The following is a 13,739-nucleotide window of genomic DNA, read 5'->3' on the forward strand; positions in this document are numbered from 1 at the left end:
GTTGCGCACTTTTGTCGTCCTCGTTACTGTGACCGGCACGTGACACTTCTTCGCCTAGAAAGGGGATCACGCATGGACGCGCTGACCGAACGGGCCCGAGCACCGAAGTCTCGGACATGAGCAGCAGTATCAGTTTCCGCCGCGTCACTCAGCGGTTCGCAGCGACGACCGTCTTTCAGGACGACAGCTTCGAGCTCCGTTCGGGGCTGACGTTTCTGGTCGGACGCAATGGTGCAGGCAAGTCCACCCTTCTCCCTGCCGGGCGCGCCCGAAGCCGACCGCTCCCCCCGAGTGTGACCCGCGGGGCCTGCCACCCCTCGACAGGTGGGTAGGCTGACCGGACAGCACGTGCTCCGGGGTCGGTGAGAATTCCGAACCGGCGGTGACAGTCCGCGAGCCACAGCCCCTCCCGAGGGGCGGTGGTTGACCTGGTGGAACTCCAGGACCGACGGTGAAAGTCCGGAGGAGAGGCAGCACGAGCGTCGCGCATCATCGCGCGATGCGCAGCGACGGTGCCCGCGCACCGTCGATCGAGACCCCGGAGTTCGGCGACGAACGGAAGACCGGGAATGACGATCGACTACGAGCACGCGATGCGCCGGGCGCTGGCGCTCGCCGAGCGCGGGCCCTCCCGCGGACCCAACCCACGCGTGGGCTGCGTGATCCTCGCGCCCGACGGCACAGCGCTGGGCGAGGGCTGGCACCGCGGCGCCGGTACCGCGCACGCCGAGGTCGACGCGCTCTCGCATGTCGCGCCCGGCGCCGCCTCCGGAGCCACGGCCGTCGTCTCGCTCGAACCCTGCGACCACACCGGGCGCACCGGCCCGTGCAGCCGCGCCCTGATCGAGGCCGGCATCTCGCGCGTCGTCTACGCCGTGGCCGACCCCGGCGAGCGCTCGGCTGGCGGCGGGCGCACCCTCCGCGCGGCAGGCGTCGAGGTGATCGAGGGCGTACTCATCGAGGAGGGCGAGCAGTTCCTGCACCCGTGGCTCAGCGCGACCCGCCGACGCCGCCCCTCCGTCACGCTGAAGTGGGCCTCGACGCTCGATGGCCGCACCGCGGCCGCCGATGGCAGCAGCCGCTGGATCACCGGCGCGGCGGCCCGCCAGCGTGTGCACGAGCAGCGCGCCGCGCACGACGCGATCCTCGTCGGCACCGGCACCGTCCTCGCGGACGACCCCGCACTCACCGCCCGCGGCGACGGTGGCGAGCTGATGACTGATCAACCGGTGCCCGTCGTCGTCGGCACCCGGTCCATCCCAGCCGGCGCCCGACTGCACGCGCACCCCCGTGCCGCGATGTTCGAGCGCACTCACGACCTCGCCGCCGTCCTCGGGCGCCTCTACTCCGCCGAGATCCGTAGCGTCTATGTCGAGGGCGGGCCGACGCTCGCCTCCGCCCTCGTCGCCGCCGGGTTGGTCGATGAGTACCTCGTCTTCCTCGCACCCGCCCTGCTCGGCGGCCCTCGACTCGCGCTCGGCGATCTCGGCGTGACGAGCATCGGCGACGCTCGACGCCTCTCCCTCCGCTCGGTCGAGGTCCTCGGCGACGACCTGCTCGTGATCGCACGCCCCGACGCCCTCCCCGCGGGCGGTGCCGGGACCCCGGCCCGCCGCCCCCACGCCCTGCAGATGGAGGCGCACTGATGTTCACCGGAATCATCGAGGAGAGGGGCGTCGTCACGGCCGTGGAGCCCGGCACCGACGCCGTCCGCCTCAGCATCCGCGGCCCGCTGGCCGTCGAGGGCGTGCGCCACGGCGACTCGATCGCGGTCTCGGGCGTCTGCCTCACCGTCGTCGAGCACACCGACGAGGGCTTCACCGCCGATGTGATGGCGCAGACCCTGCGGATGTCGACGCTGGACGGCGTCAGCGTGGGCGACCCGGTGAACCTCGAGCGCGCTGCACTGGTCGGCGACCGGCTCGGCGGGCACATCGTCCAGGGCCACATCGACGGCACCGCGACGCTGCTCACGATCACCCCGGGCGAGGCCTGGCGGGTGCTGCGCTTCTCGCTGCCGGCGGGGCTCGCTGCGCTGGTGGTCGACAAGGGCTCGATCGCGGTCGACGGCGTCTCGCTGACCGTCTCAGCGATCAGCCCCGCCGCGGAGCCGGAGCAGTGGTTCGAGGTCTCGCTCATTCCCGAGACGCTCGCCGTGACCACTCTGGGAGCGCGCGCGATCGGCGAGCAGGTCAACATCGAGACCGACGTCCTGGCCCGACACGTCGAGCGGATGCTCGCGCTGCGCTCCGTCGCAGAGGCCCACTCGTGAGCCTCGCGACCATCCCCGAGGCCGTCGAGGCCCTGCGTGCCGGCCGGCCGATCATCGTCGCCGACGACGAGGGCCGCGAGAACGAGGGCGACGTCATCGTCTCGGCGCAGCTGGCCAGCCAGGAGACGATCGCCTGGATGGTCCGCCACTCCTCCGGCTTCATCTGCGCGCCGATGACCAACGAGATCGCCGACCGCCTCGCACTCCCGCTGATGGTCCTCGAGAACGAGGACCCCCGCGGCACCGCGTACACGCTCTCGGTCGATGCGGCCGATCGCCTCTCGACCGGGATCAGCGCGTCCGACCGCGCACACACGCTCCGGGTGCTGGCCGACCCGGAGGCGACTCCCGCCCGCCTGAACCGACCCGGGCACATCCTGCCGTTGCGCGCCGTCGACGGCGGCGTGCGCGAGCGCGACGGGCACACCGAGGCGGCGGTCGATCTGATGAAGCTCGCCGGTCTGTACCCCGTCGGCGCGATCTCCGAGATCGTCGCGGAGGACGGAGAGATGATGCGACTGCCCGGCCTGATCGCCCTCGGCGAGCGCGAGGGCGTACCGGTGACGACGGTCGCGGCCCTCCTCGCCTACCTGCAGGAGTTCCACTGCGACACCGAGGTGCCCGTCGCAGTCTCCGTGCCGGAGAGCCCGCGGGTGAGCTTCGAAGTCGAGACCACGGTGCCGACCAACCACGGCCCGTTCCGGATCCGCGCCTACCGCGATCGACAGACCGGAGCCGACCATGTCGCGATCCTCGCCGGTGGCGTCACCGCGGGACTACCCGCACTGGTGCGCGTGCACTCCGAGTGCCTGACCGGCGAGGCGTTCGGCTCGCTCAAGTGCGAGTGCGGGCCGCAGCTCGACGCCGCCCTCGACACGATCCAGCGGGACGGAGGCGTCGTCGTCTACCTCCGCGGCCACGAGGGCCGGGGCATCGGCCTGATCAACAAACTCCGCGCGTACCGCCTGCAAGAGGACGGCCTCGACACTCTCGACGCGAACCTCGCGCTCGGACTCCCCGCCGACGCCCGCGACTACGGAGCGGCGGTCGGGATCCTCGAGGACCTGGGCCTCCGCGAGGTGCGCCTGCTCACCAACAACCCCGAGAAGGTCCGCCAACTCACCGACCGCGGCATCGTCGTCGCCGAGCGGGTCCCGCTCGTGGTCGGGATCGGCGCATTCAACGAGGGCTACCTCGAGACCAAGCGCGACCGGATGGGCCACGCTCTGGACAGCGTCCTCGACCACCACCCCCTCGACGCCGGGATCTCCGGCCTCGCCCTTGACGCCGGGCTCTCCGGCGCCACCACGAAGGAGTAGCAATGGCCGGTAGCGGCGCCCCCACCACCTCCCCCCTCGACGGCTCGAACCTGCGCGTCGTCGTCGTCGCGGGGACCTGGCACGAGCAGATCAGCGACGGTCTGATCGCCGGAGCGAGCCGGGCCCTCGACGAGGCCGGCGCCTCCTGGTCGCTCGTGCGCGTCCCCGGCTCGTTCGAGCTGCCCGTGGCCTGCAAGGCGGCGCTGGAGGCGGGCGCCGACGCGGTCGTCGCGCTCGGCGTGATCATCCGCGGAGGCACGCCGCACTTCGAGTACGTCTCGGACGCCGCCACCTCCGGGCTCACGACCGTGTCGATCCAGACCGGCAAGCCGGTCGGCTTCGGCGTCCTCACCCTCGACACAGAGCAGCAGGGCATCGACCGGGCCGGCCTTCCCGGCTCGAAGGAGGACAAGGGGCGCGAGGCGGCGGAGGCGGCGGTCTCGACCGCGCTGCTCCTGCGCTCGCTGCGGGGCTAACCGGCTGCGGGGAGGCCCGTCCTGCGCCAGAGCGCACACGAGCCTGGGAGAACTCGGACTAAGGTGATCGGGTCGTCACAAGCGACCCCTCTCCTCCCCTCGCCCGGCGGCCCGCGACGCCCGACCGACGCCCCGCCCCGCCGGCTCGAGGGGAGCCGCCGTTCACACGGAGCGCCTCCCACATGTCTTCTCCCACTGTCTCCGACGCGCCTGCCGCCGCCCCGCAGAACTCCCGCGGGCGCGTGATCCTCGCGAGCCTCATCGGCACGTCGATCGAGTTCTACGACTTCTACGCCTACGCAACCGCCGCCGTCCTGGTCTTCCCCGCGCTCTTCTTCGCCAACGACGACCAGGCCACCGCGCAGCTCGCCTCCTTCGCCGTCTTCGGCGTCGCCTTCATCGCGCGCCCGATCGGATCGATCATCTTCGGCCACTTCGGCGACCGCATCGGCCGCAAAGGCACCCTCGTCGCGTCCCTGCTCACGATGGGCGTCGCGACCTTCCTGATCGGCTGCCTGCCCACCGCGCTCACGCCGGGGTGGGACTTCCTCGCTCCGTTCCTGCTCGTCGTGCTGCGCTTCTGCCAGGGCCTGGGCCTGGGCGGCGAATGGTCAGGAGCCGCGCTGCTCGCGACCGAGAACGCACCCGCCGGCAAGCGCGCCATCTACGGCACGTTCCCGCAGCTGGGCGCGCCGATCGGCTTCATCGTCGCCAACGTGCTGTTCCTGGTGCTGTCGAGCACTCTGGACGACGAGACATTCGCCGCCTGGGGCTGGCGCGTGCCGTTCCTGGCGAGCGCCGTGCTCGTGATCATCGGCCTGTACGTGCGGTTCAAGCTCGTCGAGACTCCCGCGTTCCAGAAGGTGGTCGAAAAGGGCGAGGTGGCCAAGCTGCCTCTGGCTCGCGTCTTCGTCACGAGCTGGCGCCCGCTCATCCTGGGCACCTTCATCATGCTGGCGACCTACGTGCTCTTCTACCTGATGACCACGTTCACGCTGACCTACGGCACGGCGCCCGCCGACGGCGCCGTGCCGGGCCTCGGCTACAGCCGCAACGACTTCCTGATCATGCTGATCGTCGGCGTCGTGTTCTTCGGCGTGTTCACCCTCGTCTCCGGCCCGCTCGCCGAGCGCTTCGGACGTCGACGCACGCTGCTCACGGTGACCGCGGCGATCATCGTCTTCGGCCTGCTCTTCGTGCCGCTGTTCAGCGCCGGCTTCGCGGGCGCGATGGCGCTGCTGGTCCTCGGCTTCACGCTGATGGGCCTGACCTTCGGCCCGATGGGCGCCGTCCTACCCGAGCTGTTCCCGACCAACGTCCGCTACACCGGCTCGGCGATGGCCTACAACCTCGCGTCGATCCTCGGAGCGGCACTCGCGCCGATCATCGCGGTCGCGCTGTGGAAGGCCGCGGCCGGTAGCACCGTGCTGGTCGGCCTCTACCTCAGCGCCGCGGCGGTGCTGACGCTGATCGCGCTCCTGCTCTCCACGGAGACGAAGAACGCGTCGTACCACGACAACATCTCGTAAGTCTCTCCGCTCGAAACGGCCCGTCGGTGTCCCCCGGCGGGCCGTTCGCGTTCCCGCCGCACCAGCTCGCCCGCTGGCGGCCTGCTCGCAGCGATCCCGGGGCAGAATAGACGGCGATGAGCACCACCACCTCCCGGCGCGGCGGCCGACGACCCTCCCGCGACGACGGACCCCGCGCCTCCTTCTCGCAGCTCGTGCCCTACCTCCTCGAGCACCGCGGCATCCTTTCGGTCGTCGTCGTACTGAGCCTGTTCGGGGCGGCGGCGAGCCTGGGCCAGCCCCTCCTCGTCGGCCAGGTCATCACCCGCGTGCAGTCCGGGCTCGACCTCGGGCCGCTGGTCTGGGCGCTCGTCGGCCTGGTGGTCGCCTCCGGGCTCATCTCGGGCTTCGCGCACTACCTGCTCCAGCGCACGGGCGAGGGGATCGTGCTCTCGAGCCGACGCCGACTCGTCGCACGGCTCCTGCGCCTGCCGATCCGAGAGTTCGACGCGCGCCGCACCGGCGACCTCGTCTCGCGCGTCGGCTCCGACTCCACGCTCCTGCGGGCGGTGCTGACTCAGGGGCTCGTCGACTCGATCGCCGGCTCGCTGGTCTTCGTCGGAGCGATCATCGCGATGGCGGTCATCGACTGGGTGCTGCTGCTGATCATCGTGGTCGTGGTGGCGGTGGCCCTCGGGCTGGCGCTGACCCTCGGCCGCGGCATCCGCACGGCCAGCCGCAAGGCGCAGGAGAAGGTCGGCGACCTGGCCGCCGCCGTCGAGCGTGCGATCAGCGCGGTGCGCACGATCCGCGCGGCCGGAGCGACCGATCGCGAGATCGCGGTCGTCGACCAGCACGCGACCGAGGCCTACCGCCTGGGCGTCCGCGTCGCGCACATCTCGGCCCTCGTCGTGCCGGTCGCCGGGATCGCCCTCCAGGTCGCGTTCCTCGCCGTCCTCGGCGTCGGCGGCTACCGCGTCGCGTCCGGAGCGATCGACATCGCTCAGCTGATCTCGTTCATCCTCTTCCTCTTCATGATGGTGATGCCGCTGGGCAACTTCATCGGCGCGATCACCTCGGTGAACTCGGCCCTGGGGGCCCTCGGCCGCATTCAGGAGATCATCGACCTGCCGATCGAGGGCGACGGCGACGCCAGCTCCGGCGGATTCGGCGCGGGCGTCGCGGAGGAGGCGATCTCGTTCGAGGACGTGGTGTTCTCGTACAAGGAGGGCGCTGTGCCCGCTGCAGAGGGCGCCGTGCTCGCTGAGCAGGGTGCCGTCGAGGAGCGCGACCGGACGGTCCTGCGCGGAGTCTCGTTCACGGTGCCGCGCGGCAAGCGCACCGCGCTGGTCGGCCCGTCGGGCGCGGGCAAGAGCACGATCCTGGCCTTGATCGAGCGCTTCTACGACCTGGAAGCCGGCGTCGTCCGCCTCGGCGGTGTCGACATCACGGCCATCGACCGCGACGCCCTGCGCGCGCAGATCGGCTATGTCGAGCAGGACGCTCCTGTTCTGGCCGGTACCATCCGCGAGAACCTCGTCCTCGGCCGCCCCGACGCCGACGATGCCGAGTGCCTCCGCGTGCTCGAGGCCGTCAATCTGACCGACGTGCTCGAACGCAATCCGCTCGGCCTGCACGCACCCGTCGGCGAGAGCGGAGTGATGCTCTCGGGCGGCGAGCGCCAACGCCTGGCGATCGGCCGCGCGCTCCTGGCGGCCCCGCCGATCCTGCTCCTGGACGAGTCCACCTCGAGCCTGGACGGCCTGAACGAGCAACGGCTGCGCCTGGCGATCGACGCGGTCGCCGAGAACCGGACCCTGCTGGTCATCGCGCACCGCCTGTCGACGGTCGTCGACTCCGACCGCATCGTCGTCCTGCAGAAGGGCGAGGTTGTCGGAGTCGGCACTCACTCCGAACTCGTCGAGTCCACCCCGCTCTACCGCGACCTCGCGAAGCACCAGCTCCTGGTCTGACGCCCCGCTGCTCCGGGCGGGCGACAAGCGGCGCAGTCTCGTGACCCGCCTCCGCCGTGGTGCCCCGTGGTCCCTCGGCGGCTCAGCGCGGCGGCAGCCGCAGCGCGCCGTCGAGCCGGATGGTGTCGCCGTTGAGCAGGGGGTTCTCGACGATGTGCCGCACGAGCGCGGCGAACTCCTCGGGGCGGCCGAGGCGGGCCGGATGGGGTGTGGCGGAGCCGAGCGCCTCCCGCGCCTTCTCCGGCAGGCCGGCGAGCAGGGGCGTGTCGAAGGTGCCCGGTGCGATCGACACCACGCGCACCAGCCGGGCGGCGAGCTCCCGCGCGAGCGGCAGCGTCAGCGCGGCCACGGCTCCCTTCGACGCGGCATAGGCCGCTTGCCCGATCTGCCCCTCGAAGGCGGCGATGGAGGCGGTCGTCACCAGCACACCGCGCTCGCCGTCGATCGGCTCCCGCTCGGCGATCGAGGCCGCCGCGAGCCGCAGCACGTTGAAGGTCCCCGTCACGTTCACGCGCACTACCTGCTCGAACTCCTCCAGCGGCAGCGGCCCGTCCCGTCCGAGGAGCCGCCCCGGTGGGGCGATGCCGGCACAGCTGACGGCGATCCGCAGCTCCCCTGCCGCCTCGACGGCCCGTGCGAGCGCGTCGGAGTCGAGCACGTCTCCCGCGATCAATCGCACCGACCCGGGCAGGCTCGCCGCCTCGACGGCCCGCGGCAGGTCGAGCACGACGACTCGGGCTCCCGCGAGGGCGAGCGCGGTCGCAGTTGCGGCCCCGAGTCCGGAGGCGCCGCCCGCGACCAGCGCGGATGTCCCGTCCAGTCGCACGATCAGCCCTCCGCGGCTCGGGTCGGCTCGCCCCCGGGCACCACGGTGGGCTCACTCCCGGAATCACCTGCGCTGTCGCTCCCGGGCTCACCGGTCGGGTCGGTTCGCGGCTCGCCGGTCGAGTCTGTCCCCGGCTGGGGAGACGCGAGCGCCTGGGCCGAGCAGTTGGTCAGAGTCGAGTCGTACGCGTCCCGGGCACGCTGCGCCGCAATCCGGTCCTGGTCGTCGGCGAGGGGGCTGGCGAGCGGCGGGCGCTCCCCCAGGCCGTAGCGGGCAAGGCAGTCCGTGATCAGGCGGGCGATGCGCGCTGCGTCCTCTGGATCGCTCGAACTCGACGACGTCGGTTCGGTGGTCGGGACGGTGCTCGACTCCTGGACGGCGTCGTCGGGCACGTCGGCAGTAAGGCCCGTGCAGGCGGTGAGACCCAGGGCGAGCGCGGCGCCAACGATCAGCGCGATGGGCGGGCGGAGCCTCGTACGCGGGAGCATGGGCGACCTCGTTCGTGACCGGTGCGGTCGGGATGCGGGCGAAGGTGCGGGCGGGACTGCGGCCACGGTAGCGCAGTGACCGAGCGTCGTCAGGGGTGGGCGCGCTCTCCCGACGACTGTCACCCCCAATGGGGCACAATGTCCTGTTCTACGAGGGATCGGCGAGCGCCCACATACCGACCGCGGCGGCCGCCGCGACGTTGAGCGAGTCGATCCCGTGACTCATCGGAATCTGCACGGCGACATCGGCCGCGGAGAGCGCCTGAGCGCTGAGCCCCTGACCCTCGGTGCCGAGCACCAGGGCTACCCGCTCCGGGGCACGGGCGGCGAATTCCCGCAGCGGCACAGCCTCCGGTGTCAGCGCCATCGCCGCGATGGTGAAGCCCGCCCCGCGCAGGAGCCGCTGCGTCGACTCCCAGTCGCCGACGCGAGTCCACGGCACCTGCAGCACGGTGCCCATGCTGACCCGGATAGCGCGGCGATAGAAGGGATCGGAGCAGCGCGCCGTGACGAGCACAGCGTCCGCTCCGATGGCTCCGACAGAGCGGAAGATCGCGCCGACGTTGGTCGGATCGACCACGTCCTCGAGCACGACGATGCGTCGAGCGCCGGCGAGCAGCTCGGCGGGATCGGGCAGCTCGGGCCGGTCCACGGCCGCGATCAACCCGCGGTGCAGGGTGTACCCGGTGAGCTCGGCCAGCAGCTCGCCCGGGCCGGTGAAGACGGGCACATCGAACGCACCGACCAGGCGCTCCGCTTCCGCAGCCGACCCGCCGAGAGCGAGCACCGATCTCGGCCGATGGCCGACACTGAGCGCGCGCTCCAGGACGAGCGCCGACTCCGCGATGTAGAGCCCGAGCGGCCCGCGGGCATTCTTCAGCGCAACGTCCGTGGCGTGCGCATAGTCGCGAAGACGCGGGTCCTCGAGCGTCGTGATCTCGATGCGCTCCATGTGATCAGACGAACGGATCGGGGGTGAGCGTGTACTTGGTGCTGAGGTACTCGTGGATCCCCTCGAGCCCGCCCTCGCGGCCGAGCCCCGACTGCTTCACCCCGCCGAAGGGTGCTGCCGCGTTGGAGACGACGCCGACATTGAGGCCCATCATCCCGGTCGCCATCCGCTCGACCATCCGCTGGCCGCGGGCGAGATCGCGCGTGAAGACGTACGAGACGAGCCCGTACTCGGTGTCGTTCGCGAGCGCTACCGCCTCGTCCTCGTCACCGAAGGGCACGATCGCGAGGACCGGTCCGAAGATCTCGGTGCGGAGGATCTCGCTCCCCCGATCGACTCCGGTGAGAACGGTCGGCTCGTAGAAATGGCCGGGCCCGTCGAGGCGGCTCCCTCCCGTGCGCAGGCTCGCACCGCGCGCGACCGCGTCGGCCACGAGGGAGGCCGCCTTCTCGACGGCGTGCTCATCGATCAACGGACCGATGCTCACCCCGTCCTCGGTGCCGCGGCCGATCCGCAACTCGTTCACGCGTTCGGTGACCCGCGCGGCGAACTCCTCGGCGATCGACTCGTGCACGAAGAAACGGTTTGCGGCCGTGCAGGCCTGGCCGATGTTGCGGAACTTGGCGAGCATGGCGCCCTCGACGGCGCGATCGAGATCGGCGTCCTCGAACACGACGAACGGCGCGTTGCCGCCGAGCTCCATCGACGTCCGCAGCACGTTCTCGGACGCCTGCTGCAACAGCGTCCTCCCGACCGGCGTGGAGCCGGTGAAAGAGAGCTTCCGGAGCCGGGGGTCCGCGAGGATCGGAGCCGAGACAGCCCCGGCCGACGAGGTGGTGATCACGTTGACGACACCCGCGGGCAGCCCCGCCTCGGCCAGCAGAGCCGCGAAGGCGAGGGTGGTCAGCGGAGTGAGTTCGGCCGGCTTCACGACGACCGTACAGCCCGCTGCGAGGGCCGGGGCGATCTTCCGGGTCGCCATCGCGAGGGGGAAGTTCCACGGGGTGATCAGATAGCAGGGGCCGACCGGGTGCTGCGAGACGATCATCCGCCCGCTGCCCTCGGGCGAGACGCCGTAACGGCCCGTGATGCGCACGGCCTCCTCGCTGAACCAGCGCAGGAACTCGCCACCGTAGACGACCTCACCCCGCGCCTCCGCCACCGGCTTGCCCATCTCGAGCGCCATCAGGAGCGCGAACTCCTCGGTGCGCTCCTGCAGGAGGTCGAAGGCCCTCCGCAGGATCTCGCCGCGCTTTCTCGGCGCGGTCGCCGCCCACGCGGGCCCGGCTGCGACCGCGGCGTCGAGCGCACGGACACCGTCCCCCGGGGTCGCATCGGCGATCGAGACGAGGACCGCCCCCGTCGCCGGGTCCTCGACATCGATCGAGCCGCCGCCGGACGCGTCCACCCACTCACCACCGATCAGCAGCTGCGTGGGAATGCTCGCGAGCAGAGCGGTCTCGGCGGCGCTAGCGGCGACGGAATCAGTCACGGGAGGGAACCTTTTCTTCGGATCGAAGCGCGGAGACCGCGCGGAGAGGAGCTTTCCGTCCTCCAGTGTAGGTCGGGACGTCCCACCGCGAGCGAGGTCCTGGCCCGTCGTGAGAACTCCCGCGCCGCCAAGCCCTGTGGAGGGAGATCTCCCTCAGCGTGAGCGCTCGACGCGGACCCCCGCCTCCGTCAGCTCGCGCAGCGCCGCCGCACTCGCCTCCTCAGAGACGCCCGCCACCAAATCACTCAACACCCGGACCTCGAGCCCCGCCCGGCGCGCATCCAGTGCCGAGGCGCGGACGCAGTGATCCGTCGCGAGTCCCACGACGTCGAGTTCCGTGATGCCCCGGTCGGCGAGCACGGCGTCCAGCGCCGCCCCCTCCTGCGTCGCACCCTCGAACGCGGAGTAGGAGGGACGGCCCTGGCCCTTGAGGATCTGCACGTCGATGTGCGCGGTGTCCAGGCCCGGGTGGAACTGCGCCCCCGTCGTGCCTGCGACGCAGTGCACAGGCCAGCTGTCGACGAAATCTGGCTCCGTTGCGAAGTGACCACCGTTGTCGGAGTGGCCCTCGTGCCAGTCGCGCGAGGCGAGCACCGCGGCGTAGCGGTCCGGGTGCGCCGCGAGGTACGCGCTCACGCCCTCGGCGACGGCCGTGCCACCGGTGACGGCGAGCGCACCTCCCTCGGTGAAGTCGTTCTGCACATCGACGATGAGGAGTGCGGTGGTCATCGTGGTCCTTCCGAGACGAGGAGGTGGTGGTCGACGCCGCTTCGAATCACGAGTCGGACAACGCCCCGCCGCAGCGGTAGACGCCGGTGACCAGGGTGTCGATGGCCGTCTTCGCCGAGTCCGTGACGTCGCCGAGAGCGTAGATCGCGAAGGTCAGCTCGGTGCCGTCCGCCGCGGTGATCACGCCGGCGAGGGTGTAGCCCGTGTCGATCCAGCCGGTCTTCGCGCGCACCGCCCCGTCTGCGGCAGCGTTGTCACCGGCGAAGCGGTCGGCGTAGGACAGCGACCCTGTCCGGCCGGACACCGGCAGGCCGTCGAGGAGAACGCCCAGCTGCCCCTCGCGGGCCTGCACCCTGCGCAGCAGCTCGGTGAAGAACGCCGGGGCGACCGCGTTGTCGTCGCTGAGACCGGAGCCATCGACGAGTGTGATGCCGGACGTGTCGACTCCGTATCCCGCGAGCCCCTGGAGCACACCGGCCTGCTCCGCGCCGAAATCGCTGCCCGCGCCCGTGCGGATCGCGACGAGCCGCGCGAGCATCTCGGCGATCGCGTTGTCGGACACCAGCAGCATCTGCTGCACCAGGGTGCCGACCGGGGCCGACTCGACCGTCCCGAGCACGGCGGCACCGGCGGGCGCGGTCCCGGTCGAGATCGTGGGCGCGCCGCTCAGTTCGTCGGCGAATGCCTGGCCCGCGCGGCCGACCGGATCGGTGCCGCGCTCGGAGGTGGAGGCCGCCGGATCCTCGCGGTCGCCGTCCACCTGGAGCGACGTGATCTCGGGCATGTACCCGTCGACCTGCTCCTTGCGGTTCCAGCTGGGCTGCCATGTCTCACCGGAGTAGAGGGAGGAGTCGAGCACGAGCGACGTGATCGACGTGCCGTCCGTCGAAGGGTCGGCGTCCCAAGCGCTCTCGACCTGCGCCGCGAGGTCGTCGAGATGCGCTGCCCCTGCGTAGGTGGACTCCTGCCCGGTGGGCAACCGGCTCAGGGTGAGGTCGCCACCGCCGACGAGGACGACGCTCCCCGGCGCGCTCCCGCGCACCACCGTGGTGGCAATGCGCGCGTCGGGCCCGAGCACGGCGAGTGCCGACGCTGCCGTGAGGATCTTGAGAGCGGAGGCGGTGCGGGACGCCGTCGCGCCCCCACGGTCGAAGAGCACCTCGCCCGTCGCGGCGTCGACCACCCGCGCCTGCAGCGAGCCCAGTCGCGGATCGGCCGCGAGCCCTGCGACGGAGCAGGTGCGCAGCGCCTCACCTGCTTCGGCGGCGCTTGGCCGCGCCGTGGCGGTCGGACTCGGAGGAGCGGTTCGAGCCGCGGCCACTGCCACCACCGGCGCGTCCGGCTCCGTGGCCCTGCCCACTGCCGTACCAGCGCCGAAGGCAGCGATACCCAGCACGGCGGCGAGGAGCACCGCGGCGATCGCGAGGAGGCGGCGGCGAGGCGGAGTGGCGATCATCACGACCAGGCTAACCGGCTGCGACCTGGGCGTCGCAGGTCGGGCGACACGGAGCCCGAGGACACGAAGCCCGAGGACACGGAGCCCCGGCAACACGGAGCCGCCTGTGGGAATCGAACCCACGACCTTCTCATTACGAGTGAGACGCTCTGCCGACTGAGCTAAGGCGGCGTGTACGTAGGGCCGGAGCCTCGGACACGATTAACCAGCATAGCCTGCTCGCGCACCCTGGAGTGAATCGGGCCACT

The 13,739-nt window shown here is 71.5% G+C and carries 13 protein-coding genes, 1 tRNA gene and 1 riboswitch; of the genes, 7 read left to right on the forward strand and 7 right to left on the reverse strand.

The annotated features are described in order from the left end of the window. Positions 1-116 precede the first annotated feature (116 nt). The 7 genes from C5D07_RS16470 to C5D07_RS14060 all read left to right on the forward strand — a co-directional run bounded on the left by C5D07_RS16470 (position 117) and on the right by C5D07_RS14060 (position 7,548). On the forward strand, positions 117-332 hold the full coding sequence (locus tag C5D07_RS16470; protein ID WP_146076715.1) for an AAA family ATPase: 216 nt from the start codon (positions 117-119) through the stop codon (positions 330-332). 13 nt (positions 333-345) lie between these two features. Then, positions 346-480, forward strand: a riboswitch (FMN riboswitch). An 89-nt stretch (positions 481-569) separates the two neighbouring features. After that, the gene (ribD, locus tag C5D07_RS14035; RefSeq protein WP_249028244.1) at positions 570-1,646 is read left to right on the forward strand and encodes a bifunctional diaminohydroxyphosphoribosylaminopyrimidine deaminase/5-amino-6-(5-phosphoribosylamino)uracil reductase RibD; all 1,077 of its coding nucleotides are present in this window, start codon (positions 570-572) and stop codon (positions 1,644-1,646) included. Next, entirely contained in the window at positions 1,646-2,272 is a 627-nt protein-coding gene (locus C5D07_RS14040; RefSeq protein ID WP_068254872.1) for a riboflavin synthase, read from the forward strand. Before ribD ends, C5D07_RS14040 begins: the two co-directional genes overlap by 1 nt. Further along, positions 2,269-3,591, forward strand: a complete 1,323-nt coding sequence (locus tag C5D07_RS14045; RefSeq protein WP_068254875.1) for a bifunctional 3,4-dihydroxy-2-butanone-4-phosphate synthase/GTP cyclohydrolase II — start codon at positions 2,269-2,271, stop codon at positions 3,589-3,591. The genes C5D07_RS14040 and C5D07_RS14045 overlap by 4 nt, the downstream gene beginning before the upstream one ends. 2 nt (positions 3,592-3,593) lie before the next feature. Further along, complete coding sequence (ribH, locus tag C5D07_RS14050; protein WP_068254876.1) at positions 3,594-4,067, forward strand: 6,7-dimethyl-8-ribityllumazine synthase; 474 nt, start codon at positions 3,594-3,596, stop codon at positions 4,065-4,067. Between the two features lie 182 nt (positions 4,068-4,249). After that, positions 4,250-5,596, forward strand: coding sequence for an MFS transporter (locus C5D07_RS14055; RefSeq protein ID WP_068254877.1), 1,347 nt, complete (start codon positions 4,250-4,252; stop codon positions 5,594-5,596). Positions 5,597-5,712: 116 nt separating this feature from the next. Further along, positions 5,713-7,548: an ABC transporter ATP-binding protein gene (locus C5D07_RS14060; protein WP_104259597.1), complete on the forward strand. Its 1,836-nt coding sequence runs from the start codon at positions 5,713-5,715 to the stop codon at positions 7,546-7,548. An 82-nt stretch (positions 7,549-7,630) separates the two neighbouring features. Here C5D07_RS14060 and C5D07_RS14065 read toward each other — a convergent pair whose 3' ends face one another. The 7 genes from C5D07_RS14065 to C5D07_RS14095 all read right to left on the reverse strand — a co-directional run bounded on the left by C5D07_RS14065 (position 7,631) and on the right by C5D07_RS14095 (position 13,662). Further along, positions 7,631-8,374, reverse strand: a complete 744-nt coding sequence (locus C5D07_RS14065) for an SDR family NAD(P)-dependent oxidoreductase (protein ID WP_104259598.1) — start codon at positions 8,372-8,374, stop codon at positions 7,631-7,633. Between the two features lie 2 nt (positions 8,375-8,376). Further along, a complete protein-coding gene (locus tag C5D07_RS14070; protein WP_068254884.1) occupies positions 8,377-8,862 on the reverse strand; it encodes a hypothetical protein in 486 nt (161 codons plus the stop codon). A gap of 148 nt (positions 8,863-9,010) precedes the next feature. Then, positions 9,011-9,814, reverse strand: a complete 804-nt coding sequence (locus tag C5D07_RS14075) for a TrmH family RNA methyltransferase (protein WP_068254886.1) — start codon at positions 9,812-9,814, stop codon at positions 9,011-9,013. Between the two features lie 4 nt (positions 9,815-9,818). After that, a complete protein-coding gene (locus C5D07_RS14080) occupies positions 9,819-11,306 on the reverse strand; it encodes an NAD-dependent succinate-semialdehyde dehydrogenase (RefSeq protein ID WP_104259599.1) in 1,488 nt (495 codons plus the stop codon). A gap of 153 nt (positions 11,307-11,459) precedes the next feature. Next, entirely contained in the window at positions 11,460-12,035 is a 576-nt protein-coding gene (locus C5D07_RS14085) for a nicotinamidase (RefSeq protein WP_068254890.1), read from the reverse strand. Positions 12,036-12,081: 46 nt separating this feature from the next. Beyond that, a complete protein-coding gene (dacB, locus tag C5D07_RS14090; protein WP_068254893.1) occupies positions 12,082-13,491 on the reverse strand; it encodes a D-alanyl-D-alanine carboxypeptidase/D-alanyl-D-alanine endopeptidase in 1,410 nt (469 codons plus the stop codon). 98 nt (positions 13,492-13,589) lie between these two features. Continuing rightward, a tRNA-Thr gene (locus tag C5D07_RS14095) sits at positions 13,590-13,662 on the reverse strand. Positions 13,663-13,739 lie beyond the last annotated feature (77 nt).

The sequence above is a fragment of the Rathayibacter tritici genome (assembly GCF_002932875.1).
In the GTDB taxonomy this organism is placed as follows: Bacteria; Actinomycetota; Actinomycetes; order Actinomycetales; family Microbacteriaceae; genus Rathayibacter; species Rathayibacter tritici.

Bases quoted from the DNA above. Each gene is read 5' to 3' on its own strand.
- ribH (WP_068254876.1), top strand. From the start codon at position 3,594: ATGGCCGGTAGCGGCGCCCCCACCACCTCCCCCCTCGACGGCTCGAAC.
- dacB (WP_068254893.1), bottom strand. From the start codon at position 13,491: ATGATCGCCACTCCGCCTCGCCGCCGCCTCCTCGCGATCGCCGCGGTG.
- C5D07_RS14040 (WP_068254872.1), top strand. From the start codon at position 1,646: ATGTTCACCGGAATCATCGAGGAGAGGGGCGTCGTCACGGCCGTGGAG.
- C5D07_RS14055 (WP_068254877.1), top strand. From the start codon at position 4,250: ATGTCTTCTCCCACTGTCTCCGACGCGCCTGCCGCCGCCCCGCAGAAC.
- C5D07_RS14075 (WP_068254886.1), bottom strand. From the start codon at position 9,814: ATGGAGCGCATCGAGATCACGACGCTCGAGGACCCGCGTCTTCGCGAC.
- C5D07_RS14085 (WP_068254890.1), bottom strand. From the start codon at position 12,035: ATGACCACCGCACTCCTCATCGTCGATGTGCAGAACGACTTCACCGAG.
- ribD (WP_249028244.1), top strand. From the start codon at position 570: ATGACGATCGACTACGAGCACGCGATGCGCCGGGCGCTGGCGCTCGCC.
- C5D07_RS14070 (WP_068254884.1), bottom strand. From the start codon at position 8,862: ATGCTCCCGCGTACGAGGCTCCGCCCGCCCATCGCGCTGATCGTTGGC.
- C5D07_RS16470 (WP_146076715.1), top strand. From the start codon at position 117: ATGAGCAGCAGTATCAGTTTCCGCCGCGTCACTCAGCGGTTCGCAGCG.
- C5D07_RS14060 (WP_104259597.1), top strand. From the start codon at position 5,713: ATGAGCACCACCACCTCCCGGCGCGGCGGCCGACGACCCTCCCGCGAC.